General features: G+C 65.5%; 27 protein-coding genes. 8 read left to right on the top strand and 19 right to left on the bottom strand.

All coding sequences use genetic code 11. The features are described 5' to 3' along the window. Positions 1-58: 58 nt before the first annotated feature. Positions 59-1,090 carry a hypothetical protein gene (locus J8F10_RS13485; protein ID WP_210654317.1) on the bottom strand — a complete coding sequence of 344 codons (1,032 nt, stop codon included), beginning with the start codon at positions 1,088-1,090 and terminating at the stop codon, positions 59-61. Positions 1,091-1,460: 370 nt separating this feature from the next. Here J8F10_RS13485 and J8F10_RS13480 point away from each other — a divergent pair, with 370 nt between their 5' ends. After that, positions 1,461-1,691 carry a hypothetical protein gene (locus tag J8F10_RS13480; protein WP_210654316.1) on the top strand — a complete coding sequence of 77 codons (231 nt, stop codon included), beginning with the start codon at positions 1,461-1,463 and terminating at the stop codon, positions 1,689-1,691. A 130-nt stretch (positions 1,692-1,821) separates the two neighbouring features. Here the strand turns inward: J8F10_RS13480 and J8F10_RS13475 are convergent, their stop codons facing one another. The 3 genes from J8F10_RS13475 to J8F10_RS13465 all read right to left on the bottom strand — a co-directional run bounded on the left by J8F10_RS13475 (position 1,822) and on the right by J8F10_RS13465 (position 4,576). Next, positions 1,822-2,781, bottom strand: coding sequence for an endonuclease/exonuclease/phosphatase family protein (locus J8F10_RS13475; RefSeq protein WP_210654315.1), 960 nt, complete (start codon positions 2,779-2,781; stop codon positions 1,822-1,824). A gap of 4 nt (positions 2,782-2,785) precedes the next feature. After that, the gene (locus tag J8F10_RS13470) at positions 2,786-3,499 is read right to left on the bottom strand and encodes an MOSC domain-containing protein (protein WP_210654314.1); all 714 of its coding nucleotides are present in this window, start codon (positions 3,497-3,499) and stop codon (positions 2,786-2,788) included. A 153-nt stretch (positions 3,500-3,652) separates the two neighbouring features. Continuing rightward, a complete protein-coding gene (locus J8F10_RS13465; RefSeq protein ID WP_210654313.1) occupies positions 3,653-4,576 on the bottom strand; it encodes a hypothetical protein in 924 nt (307 codons plus the stop codon). 168 nt (positions 4,577-4,744) lie between these two features. On the opposite strand from J8F10_RS13465, the gene J8F10_RS13460 reads away from it, so the two are divergent. Continuing rightward, complete coding sequence (locus J8F10_RS13460) at positions 4,745-5,287, top strand: hypothetical protein (RefSeq protein WP_210654312.1); 543 nt, start codon at positions 4,745-4,747, stop codon at positions 5,285-5,287. Positions 5,288-5,371: 84 nt separating this feature from the next. On the opposite strand, the gene J8F10_RS13455 is transcribed toward J8F10_RS13460, so the two are convergent. From J8F10_RS13455 to J8F10_RS13435, 5 genes are read right to left on the bottom strand one after another with little or no spacing between them, the layout of a single operon-like run. Next, entirely contained in the window at positions 5,372-5,992 is a 621-nt protein-coding gene (locus J8F10_RS13455; protein ID WP_210654311.1) for a TapB family protein, read from the bottom strand. A 44-nt stretch (positions 5,993-6,036) separates the two neighbouring features. After that, positions 6,037-6,630 carry a TapB family protein gene (locus J8F10_RS13450; protein WP_210654310.1) on the bottom strand — a complete coding sequence of 198 codons (594 nt, stop codon included), beginning with the start codon at positions 6,628-6,630 and terminating at the stop codon, positions 6,037-6,039. A gap of 41 nt (positions 6,631-6,671) precedes the next feature. Further along, positions 6,672-7,286, bottom strand: coding sequence for a TapB family protein (locus J8F10_RS13445; protein ID WP_210654309.1), 615 nt, complete (start codon positions 7,284-7,286; stop codon positions 6,672-6,674). Between the two features lie 44 nt (positions 7,287-7,330). Continuing rightward, on the bottom strand, positions 7,331-7,948 hold the full coding sequence (locus J8F10_RS13440; protein ID WP_210654308.1) for a TapB family protein: 618 nt from the start codon (positions 7,946-7,948) through the stop codon (positions 7,331-7,333). 44 nt (positions 7,949-7,992) lie between these two features. Beyond that, positions 7,993-8,613, bottom strand: a complete 621-nt coding sequence (locus J8F10_RS13435; RefSeq protein ID WP_210654307.1) for a TapB family protein — start codon at positions 8,611-8,613, stop codon at positions 7,993-7,995. Positions 8,614-9,139: 526 nt separating this feature from the next. On the opposite strand from J8F10_RS13435, the gene J8F10_RS13430 reads away from it, so the two are divergent. Next, positions 9,140-9,616 carry a hypothetical protein gene (locus tag J8F10_RS13430; RefSeq protein WP_210654306.1) on the top strand — a complete coding sequence of 159 codons (477 nt, stop codon included), beginning with the start codon at positions 9,140-9,142 and terminating at the stop codon, positions 9,614-9,616. Between the two features lie 218 nt (positions 9,617-9,834). On the opposite strand, the gene J8F10_RS13425 is transcribed toward J8F10_RS13430, so the two are convergent. From J8F10_RS13425 to J8F10_RS38835, 4 genes are all read right to left on the bottom strand, one after another. Beyond that, a complete protein-coding gene (locus tag J8F10_RS13425; RefSeq protein WP_315854111.1) occupies positions 9,835-10,149 on the bottom strand; it encodes a PilZ domain-containing protein in 315 nt (104 codons plus the stop codon). Positions 10,150-10,781: 632 nt separating this feature from the next. Continuing rightward, entirely contained in the window at positions 10,782-11,270 is a 489-nt protein-coding gene (locus J8F10_RS13420; RefSeq protein WP_210654304.1) for a hypothetical protein, read from the bottom strand. A 121-nt stretch (positions 11,271-11,391) separates the two neighbouring features. Next, positions 11,392-11,850, bottom strand: coding sequence for a dual specificity protein phosphatase family protein (locus J8F10_RS13415; protein WP_210654303.1), 459 nt, complete (start codon positions 11,848-11,850; stop codon positions 11,392-11,394). 576 nt (positions 11,851-12,426) lie between these two features. After that, positions 12,427-13,125, bottom strand: a complete 699-nt coding sequence (locus tag J8F10_RS38835) for a hypothetical protein (RefSeq protein ID WP_246523282.1) — start codon at positions 13,123-13,125, stop codon at positions 12,427-12,429. 157 nt (positions 13,126-13,282) lie between these two features. Between J8F10_RS38835 and J8F10_RS13405 the strand changes: the two genes are divergently transcribed. Together J8F10_RS13405 and J8F10_RS13400 are read left to right on the top strand one after the other, a co-directional pair. Continuing rightward, the gene (locus J8F10_RS13405) at positions 13,283-13,510 is read left to right on the top strand and encodes a hypothetical protein (RefSeq protein ID WP_210654302.1); all 228 of its coding nucleotides are present in this window, start codon (positions 13,283-13,285) and stop codon (positions 13,508-13,510) included. Between the two features lie 123 nt (positions 13,511-13,633). Further along, a complete protein-coding gene (locus J8F10_RS13400) occupies positions 13,634-14,026 on the top strand; it encodes a hypothetical protein (RefSeq protein ID WP_210654301.1) in 393 nt (130 codons plus the stop codon). A gap of 177 nt (positions 14,027-14,203) precedes the next feature. On the opposite strand, the gene J8F10_RS13395 is transcribed toward J8F10_RS13400, so the two are convergent. Continuing rightward, positions 14,204-14,983: a hypothetical protein gene (locus J8F10_RS13395; RefSeq protein ID WP_210654300.1), complete on the bottom strand. Its 780-nt coding sequence runs from the start codon at positions 14,981-14,983 to the stop codon at positions 14,204-14,206. A gap of 324 nt (positions 14,984-15,307) precedes the next feature. Between J8F10_RS13395 and J8F10_RS13390 the strand changes: the two genes are divergently transcribed. From J8F10_RS13390 to J8F10_RS13380, 3 genes are all read left to right on the top strand, one after another. Then, positions 15,308-16,087, top strand: a complete 780-nt coding sequence (locus J8F10_RS13390; RefSeq protein ID WP_210654299.1) for a hypothetical protein — start codon at positions 15,308-15,310, stop codon at positions 16,085-16,087. A 2-nt stretch (positions 16,088-16,089) separates the two neighbouring features. After that, positions 16,090-16,437: a TlpA family protein disulfide reductase gene (locus tag J8F10_RS13385; RefSeq protein WP_210654298.1), complete on the top strand. Its 348-nt coding sequence runs from the start codon at positions 16,090-16,092 to the stop codon at positions 16,435-16,437. A 237-nt stretch (positions 16,438-16,674) separates the two neighbouring features. Further along, positions 16,675-17,310, top strand: a complete 636-nt coding sequence (locus J8F10_RS13380) for a hypothetical protein (protein WP_210654297.1) — start codon at positions 16,675-16,677, stop codon at positions 17,308-17,310. A 53-nt stretch (positions 17,311-17,363) separates the two neighbouring features. Here J8F10_RS13380 and J8F10_RS13375 read toward each other — a convergent pair whose 3' ends face one another. The 5 genes from J8F10_RS13375 to J8F10_RS40810 all read right to left on the bottom strand — a co-directional run bounded on the left by J8F10_RS13375 (position 17,364) and on the right by J8F10_RS40810 (position 22,209). Beyond that, a complete protein-coding gene (locus J8F10_RS13375; RefSeq protein ID WP_210654296.1) occupies positions 17,364-17,852 on the bottom strand; it encodes a hypothetical protein in 489 nt (162 codons plus the stop codon). A 413-nt stretch (positions 17,853-18,265) separates the two neighbouring features. Next, positions 18,266-20,974: a DNA primase family protein gene (locus J8F10_RS13370; protein WP_210654295.1), complete on the bottom strand. Its 2,709-nt coding sequence runs from the start codon at positions 20,972-20,974 to the stop codon at positions 18,266-18,268. 18 nt (positions 20,975-20,992) lie between these two features. Then, entirely contained in the window at positions 20,993-21,274 is a 282-nt protein-coding gene (locus J8F10_RS13365; protein ID WP_210654294.1) for a hypothetical protein, read from the bottom strand. A 462-nt stretch (positions 21,275-21,736) separates the two neighbouring features. Then, entirely contained in the window at positions 21,737-21,946 is a 210-nt protein-coding gene (locus J8F10_RS13360; protein WP_210662341.1) for a hypothetical protein, read from the bottom strand. Then, positions 21,883-22,209: a hypothetical protein gene (locus J8F10_RS40810; RefSeq protein ID WP_210654293.1), complete on the bottom strand. Its 327-nt coding sequence runs from the start codon at positions 22,207-22,209 to the stop codon at positions 21,883-21,885. Before J8F10_RS40810 ends, J8F10_RS13360 begins: the two co-directional genes overlap by 64 nt. Between the last annotated feature and the right edge of the window lie 208 nt (positions 22,210-22,417).

The raw sequence follows: 22,417 nt of genomic DNA, 5'->3' as shown, positions 1-22,417 counted from the left end.
CGCCGTTGGGCTCTCGGGTGGGCGCCCTGAGAACCCAACGCGCGCGACGGGAAGATAATTACGGCAGCGGGCGCACGCTGAGGTCGCCCACTTGGTCCGTGGCCCAGGTGTACCCGGGCGCCGGCCGCAGCTTCCCTTCGGTGTCCGACGACACGATGCCCGGGGTGTTGGGCCAGGGGAGCCCGGCTTTCCACTGCACGGTCGAGGCCATCGCGGACGCTTCCGGGAGCGGCTCTTGTGACCCGCTCGGCCACACGTACCCGGGGTCGGGCTCCCAGTGGCCCTCTTTTTTCGCCGCCCGGACGTGCCCGGGGATCAGGCTCTGTTCGCCCGGGTTCCAGCGCACTGTCAGGTCGATGGTTTCGGCGGGGCGGAACCCGCTGGTCCCGTCGCTCCAACAGTACCCCTTATCCGGCATCCACGGACCCGTTCCCAGGAGCTGGCGCACGTGCGGCTGGACCAACCGGAAGGCCGCCGAGCCCGGGAGCCGGGGCTGCCCGAAGAGGCTATTGGGCTTCGCCGGGTCCGGCGGCTTCGCACCCAGCGGCGTGAACGTCACCCGCCCGGCCTCGAGCTTGAGGCTCCCGCTCTCCGCCGGCAACTTCCCGAGCGACTTCGGCAGTTCCACTTTGGCGTCGTACACCAGGCGCCCCTTCATCACCGGGAGCTTCGCGGACAGCTCGCGCCCGAACCCGTCGGTCCGCGACCACTTCAGCGTCCGGTTCCCGATCTCGGCGCTCAGTTCCGTTCCGCTCAGGTCCGGGATGAACACGACCGATCCGTCCTTGCCCGAGAACTTGAAGATGGGCATCGTGACCCCGAACGCGCCGTGGCCGAACCCGGCCTCGAACGTGACTTCCCATTCGTCGTTGAAGGTGAACCCGACCTTCACGTTGCGGATGGTGGCGCCGAACCCGGTCGTCGGGAAGCGGACCGCGCTCTGTTGGGGCGGTTGCGCGAATGTCGAAAACGAGGGCATCGGGGGCGGTGCCGGTGTGGGCTCGGATTTGGCCCCGCAGCCGGCCAGCGCGACCGCGCCGATTGCAACGGCGCCGCAGCCGTACCGTGCGAACACGAGGGGAATTGCCATCAAACGACCTCCGGGGATGAGGACGGAGTTGGATGCCAACGGACCCGCGAAACTCTGTCCAGTGTAACGGAATTCGCCGGCGCCGAGCGGACATTTAGATTGATGAGAAACGATTATTGGTTGTGGGTGAAACGATGTGGGACGGGCTCTCGGGTGCCGCCCGCCCGTTCCCCAGGGTGCGCGTCTGCGCCGCGACCCGGGGCTGAGCAATCTAACCCCTGTCGGGGTGGAAAACCATCGGTTTCACGTGCTCGGTGAACCGTATTTAGATTAGAGTTCTTCCCGGGGCCGTTGGTTGTCTTGATTCACAGTCGACGGAAGGCTATCGCACGATTCGACCGCTATTGACGGCCTCAAACAAGGTTGCCCCATGTTCGCGATGTGCTTGTGTGTGCTTTCGTGTTGGACGCAGGTGGCCCCTCAACTGCTGAGCGAGGGGATGACGATCGCCCAGGTTCGTCGCATCCTCGGTGAACCGCTCGGAGCAAGTATTAACGGAGACGTAGACATTGCCGGTTGGGTCGAGTCCTATCCGCGGTACAAGCTCCATGTCTTCTACAATGTTAAGGACAAATTGGTCCGTACCGAATGGGAGAAATAGACTTGTACCCCGAAGGGGTTACATTTCTCAGCCCCGGGTCGCGGCGCAGACGCGCACCCTGGGAACCCCGCGCGCACCCTGAGAACAAACAGGCGGCCTCCCCGGAACCCAACGGACGCGCACCCTGGGACTATTCGCCCGCGAGCGAGAAATCGAACGCTTGGTACCGGTGGTCGCTGTTTCCATTCGTGCCACCGAGCCGGTAATGCGCGGGCACGATCCGCGGTCCGTGGAGGCAGTGGTCGAGGTCGTACACCGGGAGCGGAACGGGCCAGGTCGCGCCCCACCCGCCGCCGGCCGTGTGGTAGGCGTGGGCGTACCCGGCTGGCAGTTCGGCCAGTGCCCGGGACCGGCGCGGGGCGTTGAAGTCGCCGATCACGAGGTCCGGCTGGTGCCGCTCGATCAGGGCGTTCAGCTCGCGGAGCAGCGGGTTCCGAGCCACGAACACGTCGGACGGCAGATCGAGCACCAAGAACGTGATCGGCCGCGTGCCCGGCACCCAGGTCACCGCCTGGACCTCGAACCCGTCTCGGTCGACGAGCCACCCGTGCGCTTGCACGTCCCCGCGCCCGATCACTGATAAGTTCGCGAAGGTAATCGCCTGATAATCGGCGCCGAGGCGCTCGCGCAACACGCCGACGTGCGAAGCGTTCACCGCGTCCGTCAGAACGTACAGGTCGGCCCGTTCCGCCTCCAGGTGTTCGCTGATACCCGGTCGACCCGGGCGCCCGGCCACGTTCCAGTGAACGACGCGGAACTGGTGTGCGCACCCGCTCGGCCCGCGCTCGGGGTGGTTCTCGATTAGCGCGACGAACGCCAGCGGTGGCAGCGCGAACCCGATAGCCAGCAGTGCCGGCCGTTTGCGTCGGGCCACTGCGTGTAGCGCGCCGGTGGCGACCAGGACCGCGACCACGATGACCGATGGGATGTAGAAGCAGAGGCCCGTGACCCAGACGACATCTCGCGCGCACTGGCCGACGCCCCAGGCCGCGAGCAGGAGCCCCGACCTGACCGATATGGCGCCGCGGATTCGTGCGAAGAGGGACCGGGGATCGGGCGGAAGTGGCGCGGGAGCAGGCGAAGTGCGCATGACCTCAGCCCGCCTGTGGGTCGTTGAGGCGCTTGCCGGCGTCCGGGTGGGTGTGCTTTTCGGCGCGGGTCCGCAGCGTGGCCTTCCGGCTCGCGGACAGGAGCGACACGGCGGCCAGCTCCGCGGCCAGGGCGTAGTCCGACTTCAGGTGGTGCATCACCCGGTTGGCGCGCTCGACGCTCCAGTTCGGTTCCGGCCGTTCCACCAGTGCCAGCGGTTGGCCCGCCTCCACGACGCCCTCTTGAAGCACCCGGAAGTACCACCCGGTGAAGCCGGTTTGTTGGACGCGCAATGCGAGGTCCTTCACGCGCCACCGGCGGGCCAGCTTCCAGCACGGCTGGCGCGGCTGCGACACCTGAAACACCGCGCCGCCGACGGCCCACACGTCCCCGATGCACACGTCCGGCTCGGCCAGCCCGACGACGGTGAAGTTTTCACCGAACGCGCCGGGTACGAGATCGGGCAGTTCCAGGTCCGCGCGCCAGTGGGGGTAGTGGGCTTCGGGGTACACGCAGACGGCTTTGTCCGGCCCGCCGTGGTTCACGAGATCGGCCTGCCCGTCGCCACTCAGGTTGGTGCGCCCGACCGCGACCGGCCCGGCCACCGGTGCCTTGATGAAGCCGGTTACCCACGGGCGCTCGGCCGGGTCCGCGGCCCCCTCCGTGCCCAGCGTTTGCGGCCCCCCGACATGCACCGACACCAGAACCGACCCGGTCATTCCGGCCTCCGTTGGTTTGCTCTTCGCCTGCGAAATACGCGCTCTGGAATAGTTACCGCACATGCGCGGGGAGATTACCGGAATTCGGCGAAGTGGTGACACGGAACCGGACCTGCGGGAAGAGCAAGCCGTCCCGTTACGAGTGGCGGGGCGCTACTTCACGTCCCATTTCTCGGAAAAGTTGCCCCAATAGGAGGTGCAGAACCGGAACTGATTCTTCCCGGTCGTGAGGTCGAATCCTTCTGCGTACAAGCCCCATATCTCGGCACCAAACACGAACACCGTCTCGCCTTTCGTTGTCAGTTCGACCCGGTGAGCCGCGCCGGGACCGATTATTACGCGCCGGTCGACGGCCCAGACCGGCGCGTCCCAGACAAGTGTCCCGCTCTTTTTCTCGAACCCGGCAACCCTCGAACGGAACCCGCCCGAATGGACAGGGTACGTCGCGAGGCACGTTATTTTCTCTGCGGTGAGGTCCGTAAGCGCGTTGGGCCTCGAGTTGAGCAGGAACGCCTTCGGGAACAGCAGGGTTACATCGCTGAATTTGTATGACCAGGTGTCATCATTTAGCGCTAATGATGATCCCTCTCGAATGTACCACGTCCTGTCACTTATTTTTACTTCCTTTAGATCTGGTTTAATTCTGGAGTGGATGTACATATGGGCGCGGCCCTTCATGACATCGAGATCCAGAACCCCTTTGGCCCACCAGTCCGGGACGGGTGCTTTCGTCCGCTCTTTGAGGAACTCGAGGAACTTCTTCAGTTCGTTGGGATCGTAGGTCTCGTCTTCCTGAAACGGGACCGGCTTGGTGCGGTCGATGATCTTCTTGTGCGCCTCCCATGCGGCCTGGAGCGCGAGGCTCGTATCCTTGTCCTTCATGAGTGCCGGGAGGCCCGCGCGCCCGACCTTCTCGAACTGCTCGCGGTACGCGGCCGCCTGCTTTTGGGGCGGGCGCGCCTTCCACAGTTTCTCTTCTTCGGCCTCTTTGTCTTGCGCGAGTAGGGGCGCCCCGGTTACGGCCGTGCCCCACAAGATCGCGAATCCTGTGAACACGTGTGCCGCGTGCGTCTTCATGCCTGATCCCCAAGGCTGGCGCCGAACGTGCTGGTTGCGCTCCCCGCGCTCAGTATCCTCCGCGCTGTGGTTAAAGGCCAGCGCGATCGGGTACGATTGGCGTTCGTGATCGGCCGATGGGCTGGTATCGCGGGCATTGTTCACAATCGCGTTGAGGGTGCATCGAGAATGGGCACGCGCCTTTACCCGCCGGACCACGCGCTCGCGCTGGCCCGTGCGCTGCGCGTCGTTGATATTGTTGGGGCGCAACCATCGGTCTCGAACGACGAGATCGTGAGGCTACTGGTGAGCGAGGGCGTCGGCGCGGTGGACGCGGAGTTGCTCGTTCGATTGGTTCCGGAAGCTCTTGCCTGGCCACTTTTCAGACGATTGGGGCTCACCGAGTTTATCCCCTACTATGCCGTGAGCAACGCACGAGGAAGAATGGTGATTTTCACCTTGACGGAAGAGCACTACTTCACGGCCGCGGTCGCGTGGGCCGAGAGCGTCCTCAATATGCCACTTGAATTGCGCCCGGTTAGTCAGGAGACGTTCATGGCTACGGTGGCGCGCAGTTCGATCAATGCTGCTGCCACCAAGAAGATGGACCAGCACGGCCCGGATTCCTTGCGCGGGTGCTTCTTTACGACGGCGCTGGGTGGCATCACTGCGGAGCAAATCCGGGAGAGCCGGCGCGATCCCAACCGGCGCTGGTGGCAGTTCTGGAAGTGACTACTTCGGCGCGGGCCTCGGGCTCGTGCTCCAGCGCGTTGCGGAACGGGCCGGGCGCGGGAACCGAGGGGCGACAGCGCCGGGTCAGTCTTTGGCCGGTGTGAACGACTTCAGCACCCGCTCTCGCTTCCCGCACACCCACTTCACCTGCCCGACGTTGGGCGCGTACCAGCTCGTCAACTCGAGGTTGGTGTCCGGCAAGCCGGGTGCGAGGACCGCCCGCTTCTCGTCCACGCGGACCGCGGCGAACTTCCCGGCGGGTACTTCCACGGTTTCGGTCCCGGGCACCTTCATGGTGCCCTTCGCCCGTGCCAGCGCTGTGTTGGGACGGGACAAGGAATACGCCCAGGCGTCGCCCGGCTGCACCGGGCACCGGAGCAGGCACGCCGGGGTGTCGAACGCGATCCCGACCGTTTCGGTCCAGAGCAGGCCGCGCTCCGAGACCTCTACTTTCCGGTACGGCGTCGGTTCCCCGTTCTTCATCTGGGAGATGGTAACGACGGTGGTGCCGGACGCCGTCGGGTCCGCGGCCGTTAGCTCGTAGTGGTACTCCGCGCCGTTATCCAGGTACACCCAGCGCGTGCCCTTTTGCACGGGGTGGTAGAGCGGCCCGTCTTTGGGCAGCAGGTGCTTCGGTACGGGCGCGGCAGGTGCGAGGCCGATGAGCGCGACAACCGCCAGCAGTACAACGAGTAGGCGAACCATCCGTGATCTCCCAGAGCAGCGTGTGCGGGCACAGGAGGAGCGGATCAGTCTTTCCCGAGCGTGAACGACTTCAGGACGCAGCTCTTCTCGGCCTTCACCATGCCGATGCCGTTCGCGAGCCACCGCGCCCTCGTTTGTTTCCCTTGGCCATTGAAGCTCATTTCTACGTCGACGCGCACGGCACTGAATTCGCCCGCGGGCACTTTGATTTTTTCTACCGGACCTGCGGTCGTTTGTGTGCTGACTTTGAGCCCGGGACGGGCGAATGTGCTCTTCCACGAGTCCCCGGCGCGGTAGGGGAGCTTGAAGTAGAGGAGGGGCGGGTCGTATGCTTGGCCACTTTCGGCGTGAATGTAGACACCGTCTTTGGTAACGACGTGGACCGATTGGTCGGGCTTGCGCCCGGCGGGTGCGCTCCAGTCGATCGTCACGAATTTGGCCCCGTTCTTCTCTTCGACGCGAGTGATGACCCGGGTGTGTTCGCCCCCGCCTTCGATCACGTAGACCCACTTCGTCCCGAGAGCCGTGGGGTAGTTGAACTGTGGGCCTTTCGGCATCATGTGCTTGGGCACGGGCGCGGCGGGTGCGAGGCCGATGAGTGCGACAACCACCAGCAGCGCGGCGAGCGGGCGAACCATTGGTGACCTCCCGGAAAGTGTGCGGGTACAGGAGGAGCGGATCACCCGTTCCCCGGCTTGAACGACTTCAGCTCTTTCTTGAACCCCCCGGGGCTCGTCTGCTTCACGAGGCCGACGTCGGGCGCGTACCAGGACGTGTAGTCCTCGGTCCCGATCCACTGCTCGCCCATGTACGCAGCCATCCGCTCCGCGACGCGGACCGCCGGGAACTTCCCGGCGGGCACGGTCACGTCCTCGGTCCCCGTGACCTTCATTGTTCCCCGGTGAACGAACACCCCGCCGTTATTCAGGTGGAACGGCCATTCCTTATCGAGTTCCGCGGGGCACCGGAGCAGGCACATCGGCTGGCCGCGCGCGTTTCCGTTTACTTCGATCCGAAAGATCCCGCGCGGCGACACGTCCAGCTTCTGGTTCGGCGTCTTCTTCCCGTCGTGTACGAGTTCGATGGTCACGATCGATCCGCCCTGTTTGGTCGGCTTCACGTCCGTTGCTTCGTACACGGACTCGACGTTCTGATTCACGTACACCCAGCGCGTGCCCTTTTGGGTGGCGTAGTAGAGCGGCTCCTTGGGCATCAGGTGCGCGGGCACGGGCGCGGCGGGCGCGAGGCCGATGAGTGCGGTAACCACCAGCAGCGCGGCGAGCGAGCGAATCATCCGTGATCTCCCCGAAAGAATGTGCGGGCGCAACGGGAGTGGTATCAGTCTTTCCCCGGCGTGAACGACTTCAGCTCCTTCGTCCACCCCCGGCCCTCTTGCTTGACGACGCCGATGCCGGGCGCGTACCAAGTGGTGCTGTTAGATTCGTAAACGGGTTTATCCCCCGCGAACGCGCTGATCTTCGCCTCGACGCGGACCGCCGCGTACTTCCCGGCCGGTACGGTCACGTCCTCGGTGCCCGTGATCTTCAACGTGGCCCGGTAGATGTTGGTGTCGTTGGGGCGGCCGGTGTACTCGATCGACCATTTCGTGTCCGCCTGCACCGGGCACTGGAGCAGGCACGTCGGGGGCTTGCGAGTGCCCTCGGGCCCCTCGATCAGGAAGATCCCGCGCGGCGAGACGTCGAGCTTCTGGGCCAGCGTTTTCTTCCCGTTCTCCACGCGGTCGATGGTCACGACCGATCCGCCCCGCTTGTCCGGGCGCGCGTCCGTCGCCTCGAACACGACCTCGGCGCCCGTGTCCGCGTACACCCAGCGCGAGCCCTTCTGCACGCCGTGATAGAGCGTCTCTTTGGGGGTCAAGTGCTTCGGCACAGGTGCGGCGGGCGCGAGGCTAATGAGCGCGGCAACCACAAACAAAGCGACGAGCGAGCGAACCATCCGTGATCTCCCCAAGAGAGCGTGTGCAGGCGAAACGGAGCGAATCACCCTTTCCCCGGTGTGAATGACTTCAGCTCTCTCTTGAACCCCCCGGTGCTCGTGTACTTTACGGTGCCAACGTTGGGCGCGTACCAGGACGTGACGTTAATGTCACTAACGGGAGTGTCGCCCATAAATAGGGTCGCCTTCAATTCGACGCGGATTGCGGAGAATGTTCCGGCGGGCACGGTCACGTCCTCCGGCCCCGTGGCCGTCATGGTTCCCTGGATGTAGGGGCCGTTGGGGACGGCGCGATCGGTGCGGAACGGCCACTCCTTGTCGGCCTGCACCGGGCACCGGAGCAGGCGCACCGGGGAGGCGGCCGGCGCCCCCAGGTGCTCGAGCCGGACCAACCCGCGGGGCGAGACCTCCAGTTTCTCTTCCAGCACCCGGCCCGTATTGGTCACGGCTTCGACGGTCACGATCGAGCCGCCGTGCTTGGCCGGCTTCACGTCCGCGATCTCGTACACGCGCTCGATGTCGTTGTCCGTGTACACCCAGCGCGTGCCCTTCTTCACGGGGTGGTAGAGGGGTTCTTCGGGCATCAGGTGCTTGGGCACGGGCGCGGCGGGCGCGAGGCCGATGAGCGCGGTAACCACCAGCAGCGCGACGAGCGAACGAACCATCCGTTGGCCTCCGGTGAGAAACGCTACACAGCGTAACCGAGCGCGGCGCCGGAGTCGAGGGCGGGTGCGGTTCGCCGCGTGTCCCCGTGTTCCCCTGGGGTGTGCGTTCCGCGACCCGGGGGAACCCACGCGGGCCGGGAACTGCGGCGCGGAGGCTAACATTGCGCACCCTCGGGTAACATGACCCGCGCCCCGGGGGAACCCGCGCGGGCACAATTCCTGGGACGCTGCGGCGCGGGGGATAACATTTGCTAACATTTTGGTCCCCCGGCGATCCGTTGCCCGGGCCGCCCGCCGGCGCGATATCGGCCGATGACAGCGGGCGCTCGCGCGCACCTTACCCCGGGACCGCGGACGCCCGTCCGCTGGGCTGCCGGTGACGGCCGAACCCCGGGCGCGCGAACCCGCGCGGGTGTGGTAGAATCTCGGTACGGCCGCGCCCATCTGTCCCGGGTGCCGGAGCCTTCACAAACGGGCTATTGAACCCGCGGCCCGAACCCGGCCCGACAGCACACGGACCCCGCCGATGCCCGCTTCTCCGCCCACCATCCGCCTCCGCCCCGTCTTCGTCGTGATGGCCCTCGGGTGCTCCGCGCTGTTCCTCATCGGCCCGCTAGTCGTTGCCGTGTTTGTCGCCATCTTCGCTCCGCTGAACGTGAGCATGTACATGGCCCCGGGCGCGATCGGGTTCGCGGTCATCATGGCGTGGGCCATGTCATCGAGCGTTCAGTGGGTGGAACTGGACAACGGCGTGCTCCGCGCCCGCCGGCTCCTGACGCGGAAGATCGTCACGCACCGGGTCCGCGACATCGTGGCCGTGAAGCCGCTGAACTCGAACGCGATGGGGCCGCTCGAGAACGCGCTGGCGGACCGGATGATGGGGACGTCGAACCGGGGGTACGAGCTGCGGTTCCGGGACGGCTCGAAGCTCGGGCTGGTCCGCGGCGACATGGCGGGACTGGACGAGTTCCTGAAGGTGCTGGCCGCGGAGATCGCGTATTAAATCCCCTGGGTTTTCGTGCATTCCGCGAGAAAGTGGCTGTGTTACACGCGCTCTTCATGGCACCAACTGCGAAATGCTAGGGTTCCTAGCAAATTGATACGCGCTGGCCGTGGGAGCCGAGCCCGAGGAACTGGGGGCGGTAGAAGTCGGGTCGAGCTGAGTCGCGCGACGCAGTGAAACGTGATACGCAGAAGGGCCGTGGCCCGCTTGTATAAGCCCTACGCCATCGTTGGGGTGACGAACGGTTCGATCTGTTCCAGCGCGAGCGGAGAGGCGAACTCCATCCCGACGAAGTAATCCCCAGCCGCCACCTGCTTAACGTGAGCCACTTGAGCATTGACGGTCAGTACGCGCCACGCGGACGTCACCTCTACCGTCAGTGTCACCCCGAGCAGCGGGGGCGTATCGACCAGCATGCTCAGGCCCGTGGCGGAGATGTCCCACAGCACCCCCTCACCGCCGGACTCGGTGTAACAGGACGTAGAAGTGCCGGGCACGAAGCGAACAGACCCTCGCCGGTTCTGAACAGACACGCAGTGCGCCTCCGCGGAGTGACGGGCATGCAAACCGTAGAATACGACTCGTTCCGAGGACGGGCTAAAAATGAGCCCGGGGCGAAACTCGGCTTTTCGTGTCAGGAAAAATGCCCTGCATTGATGCGCGTGGGTTGAAAGCGATCAGTTACGTTTTCCTTTCCGTACCGGGCTGGGGCGTTGAACGAGCGCCCCTCGCACCTTCCGCCCGCACGTCAAGCGGAACTCGATTTCAATCCCCACACTCCGGCTCGATCCGTCTGCGAACGCCCGCTCCCGCCACTCCGGGAGAATCGCGTCGAGGTGAGACCGTAGGGCTTCGAGGTACTCGCGCGTCGGAGCTGTCGGTGGCAGAGGGTTCGCGTTGTTATGTGCGATGAAGCCAGAGATGGCTGAGTTTATGTCGTGCATAGGTGTTCTCCAAATGACACCCAAGATGTCTGTCCGAAAACACTTAATGCAAAACGGAGGCCAAACACAATCTCGGTAGACGGGAACCCGATGGGCAGAGAGCCGTTCTGCTCCGGTGCGAGTAATGAGAACGGTCGCCGGGTTCCCCAAGCGGCCGCATCGGGATTGTCAAATAAGGCGAATAAGGCCGCGATCGACTCGCGGCCCCAGCGGGCGGACTCTCAGCGCTGCGGCTTGGCCGGAATGGAGAACGGGTCCAGGGGCGAATTGGAGGTCGGAATACTGGAGGGCGGCGGTTCGCTCACCGCGTAAGGCGGTGCGACCGGCTGGCTCCCGGGCAAGCTGTCGATGCGCTGCTTCTGCAACGCCGCTTTGAGGTGCAGCACTTTAACGAAAGCCCGTTGCTTTTTCTCCAGCTCGGCCTTCTGCGATTCGAACTTTTCCACCGCGTCGAGCAACTGGTCGATGGTGAGGTCTTCGGGCTTGACCTCTTTGGCCGCTGAAGTTGTGGGCGCGGCAGGTGCGTTGACAACAGGGGGATTCGGGAACGGCAGGGTCGGTCCCACAGCGGTGGGCGCGGGCGCCGGCCGGTCCACCGGCACGAGGTCCGGCGGCGCAACCGGGCGGGTGCGGGTTTCCGGTTGGGCGATGGTGATCCCGACCGCGGCCAGCAGAACGGTACACGCGGCGATTAGGTAGCGGCTCTTCACGTCGGCCTCCGATGGGGGAGCGGATTCGACGCGGGCCGTGTAGATAGGATGCGGACTTTACGCAAGCCCGCTTTTATGGGCTGCGCGGCTGCTCCGTCGCGGCCGACGCCAGGGGCTCTGTTCAAGAGGGGTTCGGTGCCGCGCCGAGTTCGGCCCCGCTTTTTGATCGCAATGCGTCTCGAACTCGGGTGAATACAAAGTTGTTGAAGCAGTCGTAGTCCGGTGGGAAATATAGACCAAAGTGGTGACACACGGCCCTGGCGACACCCGCCGATCGAGATTGGCCGAATCGACAATGAACGGCCACGGTTTCGCAATTTTCGGGTAGTGAAAGGACAAAGGTCGCTATCTGCTGAATTTGCTCTTCTTGTATCTCTAGTAACCCTTCGTCGGGATCAACCGGGAATTCAATTGGGTTCACATCGTCGAAACTGATTCTCAGCTCGGCGCACCAGCCCCGATAGAGATCGGCCGGCGGTTTATCGCGGTCCGTTATGGATATGATCGCGTCCGTCGGCCTCGGGTCATAAGCTTCGGCCCGCGACTGGCTCATGAAGACGATTTCTTTTGGAGCGGCCATGATGCGCCGGGTTGTTTTGTTGTGGGGCTGACGCGTTCGATTCCGAAGCTCACCACCGGTAGAGCAAATCCGCCGCGCACTGCCATCGACTCTCGCGAATGCCTATCGAGGCAGCCAAGCTCGCTTCTGTACGGTCCCATCTTGATTATTGATAACGATGTACGGCGAACTCACCATATATCCGTTGATTAGTATCGTCCACGAACGCAATCCCTCCATTGCGATTGGATTGCCGACTCCGATGAGCCAACCCAATTGCCTTGCCTCTTGTGTCGCGATCTCGATAGCCTGTAACTGCGAAATGATCGGTTTCGGCAACAACAAGACAAAGCGTAGAAGTGATAGGGGTGACATTACATTCACTGGTGAGATAATGTTGCCATATTGAAATCATCCGATTCGACAGGGTTTCCGCGGGGGGATTCGGTGAATCTCCTGGGATTTCGGCATCTCTAATCGAATGGTTTCAACAGAGCATTGTGGGGCCTAACTCGGCACGCGCGCCGGTGAGAATCGCTTTCGTTGCGCGGCACCCGTCGGGCCTTGATCTGACTCTAACCCGCCGCCGGGCCGCAACTACGTTTTCCCCAAAATCGCATCGACGCAAAAACACCCGCGCACGTGCGGCCCCGGCCCCCGGCAGTGCGCCAGCATCGCTTCGTCTGCGCACCCGGCGCCTTCGAGGGCGTCCGCCAGGATCGGCATCGCGCTGAAGTCACGGGAGTCGTACATCTGCTGCGCGAGGGCGAGGACGGTGGAGGTGCGCCACTCGGGGTTAACAAAGACGGGGCGGAACGGGTTGCCGAAGATGTCGCGAACTAAGACACAATGGGCAGTGACCTCTTGATCCGGAGAGCCCGACACGCCGCCTCGATCCGCCGCAACCGTGAGGCGTCCAAGTTCGGAGAGTTCGAGAGCTCTTTCCGGATCGCCTGCCCCCCAGAGGAGAAAACCAGAAACCTCGTAAGCCAGATGGGCAGCTGCTTGGAGCGGTCCGAAGGGCGCATCTGGCGCCTCGTAGCAAGCATTCTCCGGGGCTGAGCGCGGATATGATCGAGGCCAGTGCCGATCGGTTCCTTCAGGGTCATCCGCAAGCGCCTCGGTGTATTCGACACCGACTCGGCTGCGATCATCGGCTAGAAGATGCCAGAGCCGGCGGCAGAAGGCGACAACGAGGAGTGCGCACTTCCGCCGACTGGCCCCGCGTCGGTCATCGAGACGGCCGACCAGTGCTGCCAGGTCCGTCGTATGGTGCAGCCATTCCGCTTCGGTCATCGGGTGCCCTCCGATAGCGATTCTATCGGCAATTCCGGCCCCCGGGCCATCCGCCCGCGTCGTCGCTCCGGCCTCTTCGTTGTTGGGCTCGCTTCCCCCCATCAAAATCGGACAATGCCGAAGAGCGCGCGGGGAGGAACCGAACACGAGGGCGGACATGAGAAGCGTGGTGTTCCGATCGCTGGGGCTTCTGGTGGGCGTGCCCATGCTGCTCGTCGCGGTGATGGTGGCGCGGGAGGGGCGTTACCAGGACGCCGTGCTGATGGGAGGTCTTGGGGCGCTGTTCACCATCTACGGGGCACTGGGTGAGTACAAGATGCTCCAGTTCTTCGGAGTGGAGCACGAGTCGCCCCAGAAGTCCGGGCGGGGGAAGTTCGGGGAGTGAGGACCGGCGCCGTGGTTCGTGCAGCTTCTGCTGCGCTGTGGTCGTCGCGTCTCTACAATCAGCGACAGCGGCCGGGCACGGTTCGCATCGAACGGCTCCCGTCCGCACTTCTCGGAGGCTCACATGAAGGCCATTCTTTCGGCAGCGATGGTGCTCGGGCTGTGTGGCGCGGCGGGCGCGCGGGACGAGAAGGCGAACCCGGTCGGGACGTGGCAGTGCGAGTACGAGATCGGCGGGATGAAGCGCACGTCCACCCTGACCATCAAGAAGGACGGGAACAAATTCGTCGGGACGATGAGCTGGCCGGACCAGAAGGACGAGAAGCTCAAGGACGTGAAGCTGAAGGACGGTACGCTCACGTTCGCCGCCGTGCGGAAGTTCATGGACATGGAGATCCCCCTCGATTTCAAGCTGACGATCGAGAAGGACAAGTTCAAGGGGAAGGCCGCGGCGGAAATCGGGGGCGAGAAGCAGGAATTCGATATCGAGGGCAAGCGCGAGAAGAAGGACAAGTAGCGCCGTAAGTCGGTCAAGAGCCCTTGCGTGGAAACGCGCAAGGGCTTTCTCGTCGCCGGGTGCCGCATCGCTCGCTCCGGTATGCCTCTCGACATTCACATTCTGCTTTTCCCTTTCCTTCGCTTCTTTGCTTTCGCCTTATTCTTAGTTTTTCCTTTTTCCTTTTTCCTTCTCCCACTACTCCCAGCCCTGGGCGGCTTCGGCGGCGAGGTCGCTGATAACGGCGACGAGTACCTCCAGTGCGGGCCACCGGTCTTCGACCAGGGGGACGCCGTGGCGCGCGGCGATCCGCGCCAAGTGCGGACCGAACGGACCGGCGAGCAGCTCGGGCAGCGCGCCGGCGAGTTGCGCCGCGCCGGACTTCGACGACTTGTTGAAGCACGCGATCTGGCGGAACGAGCGCTGCATCACTGCCAGGGGGCGCGCGGGGTCCGGCGCGATAACGTTCTGATGGTCGTGTGAAACGGGCGTTTCAGGCTCCGGTGCGACGATCTCTTCGGCGTCCGCCAGGTCGCGCCGGACCTGCGTTTGGCTCACGCCCTCGGACCGGGCGATCGCGCGCGTGCTCCGGCCCTCTTCTTTCGCCGCCACCACCCGCAGAATCCGCCCGGAGCGCGCCGCCTCCAGTTCCTCCACCGTGAGGTGCCGGCGCGCGAGGTTCAGGTCCAGGCACTCGGCGCGGGCGTCCTCGTCGGACATGGCCCCGCGGTGCTGCACGGGTACGTCCAGGTCCAGTTCCGCGGCGATCTGGAGCCGGTTCGCGCCGTCGATGACGCACCGCGTGCCCCAGGCGGCGCTGTCGTAGGTCACGGCGCGGTTCAGCACCTTGTTGTGCCGCGTGATGCTGGTCCGCAGTTCCGTCAGTTCCAGGGGGCTGAGGGGCCGGAGCAACCCGGCGAAGGGCAGGTGGTACGTCAGGTTCCCGAGTCGAACCGTTGGAACGGAGGCGTCTGGCACGGGTCGGGGGTCCTCTGGTGACAAGTATCGGGGCGGTGCATACAGTCGGATGGCAGAACGTGCCAACGGGTTCGGTTTCGTTTGCTTCTGGCGCTCGGCCCGCAGAGGTTGTCCACCCCTGGCCATAGCGCAAATATGCGCTATGGCCGGCGCAAGTCGTTGTGGCGCAACGACCGGTCACACCGGCCACCCCGGTCACACCCTTTTGGAAATCTCTGCTGCGCACCGACCACCATTCCGGGAAACCCACTGGTCTGCTGATCGCGGGGAGCAGATACTGGGCGCGTGGTTCCCGGCGTTGCCCTCAATACAAGAGGAAAATACATGATTCGCGCGTGCGCACTTCTGTTCCTGTTCGCAACGGTCACTTATGCGGACGACGCTCCGAAACAGCCAACACCCGCGGAACAACTCAAATTGCTGACGAAACAGCACGAAGACATCGAAGCAACATTCATGAAAGAGCTGCGCGCGGACCGCACGAATGAAGGGGTTCGCAAGGCGAACGAAAAGTACCGCGAGGCACGGCAGGCGTGGCGAAAGGAGGCCCTGGCCGCCCTGGACAAGTCCGGGGCGCTGCCGGAAGCGTTCGACGTGATTGCCGCGGTGCTGAGTGGCAGCAGTGTTGAAACGGTTGAGATGGGCGAACTACTACGGAAGCACCACCTCGCGCGCCCGGAACTCGGGAAGGTGTTCCTGGGCATGGTGCAGGACAGCCGGGACCACGGGCGCAAGTTCGTGGAGGAGATGAGCGAGAAGAGCCCGGTTCCCGCGGTGCGCGGGCAGGCGGCGCTGGCCCTCGGGTGGCAGGCCAAGTGGCGCATCACCCAGGACGGGGACGAGAGCCTCGGGTTCGGGAAGAAACTGACCGACGAGCAGCGCAAGGACATGGAGGCCCGCGCCGAGAAGTTTCTTACGACGGCCATGAAGTACATGGACGCCCCGGTGGTGGGCGGCACGGGCACCGTCGCGGCGCACGCCAAGGCGGAACTCGCCGGGCTGAAGAACGTCTCGTCCCTTCAGGTGGGTAAGGTGGCACCGGACATCGCGGGCGAGGCCATCGACGGCACCAAGTTCAAGCTCAGCGCTCGCGCGGGAAGGTGACGGTGGTGGTGTTCTGGGCGGCGTGGTGCGGGCCGTGCATGCGGATGGTGCCCCACGAGAAGAAGCTGGTGGAGCGGATGAAGGGCAAGCCGTTCGCGCTCGTCGGGATCAACGGGGACGAGAAGCGGGAGAAGGCGAAGGAAACGGTGCAGAAGAACGAGATGACCTGGCCCTCGTTCTGGGACGCGGCCGAGCGCCCGGACGGTCCGATCACCAAGTGCTGGAACGTTCAGGGGTGGCCCATGATCTACGTGCTGGACGCCGAGGGGGTGATCCGGTACGCGGGGCACAGCGACGAGAAACTGGACGCGCTGGTGGACGAGCTCGTCGGCAAACTGGAGAAAAAGTGACTCGAGTGGCCGGTTACCTATTTTCTATCGCGGTGTTTGCCGCCATAGAAAGGGTGTGACCGGGGTGGCCGGTGTGACCGGTCGTTGCGGCGTAAGGACTTGCGCTGGCCATAGCGCATATTTGCGCTATGGCCAGGGGTGGACAACCGCGGTCCCGGGGGCGGATGCTCTGGACGGGGCGCCGGTGCGAACGCTACCCTGTGGCCGCGCGCGTCGCATACCAGGGGAGGGCCGGCCGTGTCCCGAGTGCTCATGGTTCCCGCAGTCGTCGTTCTGATCCTCTCTGTTGGGTCGGCCGCACCGGTGCCCAAGCATCTGGTGCCGAAGGAGGCACTCTATCACGCCCACACGCCGGGAATCCGATTCGCATGGGACCACAAGTATGATCGCATGGAGCCGGAAGCGACGGTCATGGTCGTCACCGATGTCGACAGGCAGGCCGAGGGGCATGTGGTAAGCATGGGGTTCGTTATTAAAGAGCAGGTGGCCGTCATCCGGGAAAAGGTCCGCGTCTCGGACCGCGGGGTCGCGCTCGTCGAGTACGGCGGGTGTAAGGTCGATCCCCCCATGTGGCTCCTCAAGTTGCCACTGAAACCCGGTGAACAATGGGAAACAACGACCGTGATGCAGGAGGCGGAACAAAAGTTCCGGCACACGGTCGGGAAGCCCGAGTGGGTCGAGGTTCCCGCGGGCCGCTTCATGGCGGTCCCGGTTGTCCAGGAGTTTTTAGACGTCTTTGGCATGGACAACGGCGCCGAGATTAAGCGGGTACCGGAGAAACACTGGTACGCCCCCGGCATCGGTTGCATCAAGACCACGGTCTCCACCCATCGAACGAGCGTGCTGAAGTCCATATCCCTCGATAAGAAGTAACCGCCGTTCCCGAGACCATGCGCCCCCTATTAGAAAGGGGCGCGGGCCGAAGCCTATTTCTGCGTCGTCCGGGCGCTCTTCTTCTCCTTCACGAACGCGAGCAGCGCCTTCACCGGGGGCTCCTCGGCCCATTCCTGTTTCGATGTCACTTTCCCGAGGTGGCCGGGGGCGTACTCGGCGTCCGCGGCCTTGGGCTGGGCGCCCGGCCCGTGGATCTTCACCGTCAGCAGGGTACCGCCCGCGCCGCACATCCCGACCGAGATGGCCCGGCCGGTCCCAGCGGCCTTCGCCCATTGGGTCCACTCGGCCCGGCAGTCGTCACCCTGCATCTCGCTGAGACCCAGGCACACGACGCCCTCGACCGGCGCGCCGTACTCGTTCCCCTTGCCCTCCTTCAGCCGGATGAAGGTGCCGTGGATCGTCACGCGGTCCGCCTCCACGGTCACCTTGTCGGCCACCACGTACATCGGGGGCGGGCCGCCCCCGCACGCGGTCCCGACCCCGACCACCGCCGCCGCCACTGCGATCAGAAAACGAGTCATCGTAAGCCCTCCTCGGAGGTTTCCGGCGGGACCACCCCCGCCGTGCAATGAACAATACTCCTGTGTAGTAGCAAAAAGAAAATTGTTTAGGATTGAGTCAATAACCGAGATTGTTGTTTGGGATGCATCCCCAGAAGCGGGGCGCATAGTGGGAGCGCACAGGGCTTCCGCCCTGTGCTACAAACGCCGGCCCCTCCGGGGCGGAAAGGCGTTGCGGGTATTGGTCTTTGCTCCCTGGTACACAGGGCTCCCGCCCTGTGCTACGAACGACGGCCCCTCCGGGGCGAAGACCGAAAACCATCGACCGCCCGTATCGCCTATCTTGGTACGACGGCGAAGGCCAATGCCTTTCCGCCCCGGAGGGGCCGGCGTTCGTAGCACAGGGCGGAAGCCCTGTGTACCAGGGAGTGCCTCTAATCCCCCGCCTCCCCGCCCGGTGACCAGCCCGGGGTGTCGCGCCGGCGCCGGTCGTAATCCACGAGGAGCGAGTCCGGGCGCCCGTCGGCCCACGTCACCCCCTGGTACACGTTGTAGCGCTCGTTGCCCCCGCGCACGCGCACCTTCCCCACCGCGCGGAACACCTTGCGCAGTTCCAGGCCGAAGTTCCCGTCGGACAGGGCCATGTAGCGGCGCTGGCGGCACCACTCCACATAGGCCGCGAACAGCTCGGCCGTCTTCAGTTGCGCGCCGGGCGCGGCCCGCGCGTGCTCGTCGAGGAACTGGCGGTGCGGGTTGCACAGTTCGCGGTGCTCGGCCTTCGCCGCTTCGCACACCCGGGACGCCGTGAAGTGCCCCTGGCGGTGCAGCCGACACAGGCCCGCCAGAGCCCAGTTCAGGATGCCGGGCAACTCGCCGGACGCGACCCACCACTCCGGCTCGGTCATCCCGCGCACGCGCTCGGCCTCGGTAATCACCGCGGTGAACGGGATGAGCTGGTAGCGCCGCCAGACCCCCTCGGTGCGGTCCGAGAACCGGGGGAGGGTGTTCGTGGAGAGGAGCAGTCGGGCCGTGGGGCGCGCGTAGAGCGGCAGCTTGTTCTTGCGGTCGAAGCTCATGAGGTCGCCGGCCACGAAGCTCTTCAGTTTCGCCTCCGCGACCTTGTCCATTTCGCCCACCTCGGCCACCGCGTTCACCAGTTTTCCCAGCGTCCCGGCCAGCGCGAACCGCTCGCCGAACTCCTCCAGCGGAACAGAGGAGTAGTTCCAATCGCCCACCAGCGCCCGGAGCGCCGCCAGGAACGTGCTCTTGCCGTTGGCGCCCTCGCCGTTGAGCACGAAGAACGTCTGGAAGCGCGAATCGAAGCGCAACAGGTAGCCGGCCATTTCTTGCAGCACGGCTTGGCGCTCGGGGTCGCCGTCGGTGACGCGCGCGAGGAACGCATCGAACTTCGGGCACCGCGCGCCGGGCTCGAACGGGACCGGCAGCGCCGACGGCGTGTAGTACAGGGGCGTGGCCGGCGAAACGGTCGTGGTCCCGCTCGCGAGAAGTTCGGCCACGTCGATCAATCCGTTCGCGCAAGCGATATACTCGCGCTGGGTCGCGGCCGGGCGCAACCTGGGGATGCGCTCGGGCCGGGGTTCGTCGGGTACGAGCATCGTGGGCCAGGTGGCGTCCCCGGACAGGTGGCACATGGACGCCGCCGCGTGGACCGCGTTGCCCACCTTTCGGCTTTCCAGTTTCACCACCGTGGGGCGCGCGTTCTGGCGCCCGCCCGCTTCCCAACTGGTGACCGCGGCGCGGTGATCCGCCTCGAACTCCTCGCGCAAGAGCGTCCACGCGCGCTTGTCGAAATCGTCGTCGGTAATCGTGACGTAGCGCCCGTTCTTCCACGTCCACCACTCGGCCCGGTGGTAGACCAGCGTGGGCAGATCCCCCGCGCGCGGAACCAGCAACCGCCCCAACCGGTGCGGGTCGAGGAAGTCTTCGTTGACCGGGTCTTGTGAATCGGGTGCCGCGGGTTCGCCGGGCTCGGGCGGGTCCGTTCCTTCCGTGACACGTGCCTCGGGCCGGTGTTGTTCTCTCGCGCCGCCCGCCGCGCGCCGGAGGGGGGCGAATCCTTCGGCGCGGAGCTGGTCGGCGAGCGCGGCGAAGTTGTTGGCGTGCTCCAGTGCGGCGCGGAGCTGGCTCGGGTTCAGGCCCCGGTGGTCCGGGATGCCGGCCGCGTCGGTGAACCCGTAGAAGATCGGCACGCCCGACACGAGCATCAGGTTCCCGCTCTTGTCGCCGGTCTTGTTGGGCCGGCGGAAGTCCCAGCGCGGCCCGCGCCGGCCCGCCGGTTGCCAGTGGTGGCGCTGGAGCAGGTCGGCCAGCGATTCCATTGTCTGAGAACGGTTGTACGACGCGAACACGTTCCCGGTGGACACCTGGGTTCTGGGCCTCCCGGGGGCCGCCAGGTCCGGGATGTAGGTCCGGGCCTCAGTGGGGACGAGGGCAGGGGAGTCCCCCGCGAGCGCGAGCACGTGCTCGACGGCGGGGGCGCCTTCGAGCCAGGCGGCGCCGGACCAGACGCGCGGCCAGAAGTCGCGCGCGTGGTGCCGCCCGATGACCCGGAGCCAGTTCCCGAATTTGGTCGAATCATCAATTGTGGCCTGTTTGGGAAAGACTTCTGGTGGTTTGGTGAATCCGAACTCCCCGGCGCGGCGAATGAGCCAGCGCCCGAACGCGAACAGGACCGCCCCCTCCACCGGGTCCGCGAACAGCGCGCGCAGGTGGTACCCGCCCGTGCCGTTGGATTCGCAGAGGAGGGGGGCGAAGCCGAGGGCGCGCAAGTCTTCGTAGGTCGCCAGGGCGAACCGCTCGTTGGCCGCAGGGTCGGCGGGGTCGGTGGGGGCGCCGGGGTGGGCGTCGATGTCGATGCCGACCCACTTCCCGCGCCCGTCCGCGCCCAGCGCGTGCAGCCCGATGACGTGCTTGGTCTCGCTCGCGCGGAAGTGCCGGGCGAGCAGCTTGTGGCCCACGAACCCGGGCGTGGGGCCGGTCGCGGGGCGGGTGGTCCGGCGCACGGTTCCGTTATTGTCCCAGCACCCGCCGCAGCGGTCGGTACGGTTCACGAGGCGCAGCGCGGCCCAGCGCGCGAGGTCGTCCGCGCGCGCGTGCCAGGCGTTGGTAATCGCGGATGTCAAACTCCGGTTCTCCGTGAATCAGTTCCGGGTGCGCGGCGCGAGGTAGTCTTCGGGCACGTTCCAGGCGTCCCCGTGCTCGTCGCGCACCACCGCCCCGCCCGGTTTCTCGGACCGATAGGCGACGAACACGAGGGGGTCCGCGCAGGTGAGAAAAGTTGGGAGCGTGCTGGTTGCCAGCGCGTGCGTGCGGCCAGCGTGCGCGTAGACCGCGCCGGGGTCGGCGGGCCACGCCAGGAACCCGACCCGTAGGCGCACGCGCTGACCGGCCCGGAACTCGGGCGCGGACTGAGGGGCGACCATTCGTGATCCTCGTGCGGGGAATCGTGTGTGCGGCGCCTCGCCCGGGTCGGGCGCGGAGGTTTGCCGGGGATTGTGCGTTGTTGGATGGCCCGCTTGCGCGCGAACGCACCCCCGCGCCCCAACCGGCGGGCCGAAGACCCGATGGTGGGCCTTTTGTAGGGTGGGTCAAGGCTTTGCGCAGGCCCACCACACCCGCTTGCGCGCGAACGCACCCCCGCGCCCCAACCGGCGGGCCGAAGACCCGATGGTGGGCCTTTCGTAGGGTGGGTCAAGGCTTTGCGCAGGCCCACCACACCCGCTTTTCGCGCGAACGCACCCCGCGCCCCAACCGGCGGGCCGAAGACCCGATGGTGGGCCTGCGCAAAGCCTTGACCCACCCTACATAAAACCATGCCCCTGTGCCCTCACGCCGCGCGTGCCAGATCCCAGGGTTCGCGCGCTGCTGCTTCGGGACCAGCCGGCTCATGGGCTGGTCCACCGCCAGCGCGGTAGCCAGTTGGTAGGCCGCGGAGTGCCCGGACACGGCGGCGCTTTCAGCACGCCGCGCGTGAACGTGAGGGCCATCGCGTACCACCGCAGCTCGCCCGGGGCGTTCACCGGCTCCGCGCTCACGGGCAGCCGGATCGTGAGGTACACCACGCGCCCCAGCGCACCCAGCGCACGTCGTCGCACGCGGGTTCCCCCGGGGCCGGGCCCACGCACCACCGGGCACCACGCGGTCCACGTGCCGCGCCAGAACCGTCGGCACCAGCCGCATCCAGTTCCGCGCGCCCGGGCGCGTGCGCGTGTTCGGGCTCCGCGCCCAACCACTGGTAGGCCTGCCGGGGCATGAACCCCGACGCGGTGTTGCGCCCCAGGCACGAGACCCGGATGAACTCCGCGGTCGCGCGGTCGCGGTCGGTCTCGGCGTTTTCGTCCAGCCAGTCGGCGAACACCAGGCGCGGGTGTCGTCGCCGGGCTGCTCGCGGATCGCGGTCAGGAACGCGCGCGCTCGTTCACGGGTGTGCCCTCCCAACGCGGATTCGATCTCGGCCCGAACCGTTATTCGGTCCGGGGCTTCGGTGCATCGGACCGCCTATTAGCAGAACGCGAATTGCGGGTTCACTTGTGAGCGGTCAAAAGTCAGAATGTTGAAGTTTGTAA

Origin of the sequence: Gemmata palustris, from assembly GCF_017939745.1 — a bacterium.
In the GTDB taxonomy this organism is placed as follows: domain Bacteria; phylum Planctomycetota; class Planctomycetia; order Gemmatales; family Gemmataceae; genus Gemmata; species Gemmata palustris.
This window is presented reverse-complemented; position numbering and strand designations above follow the sequence as displayed.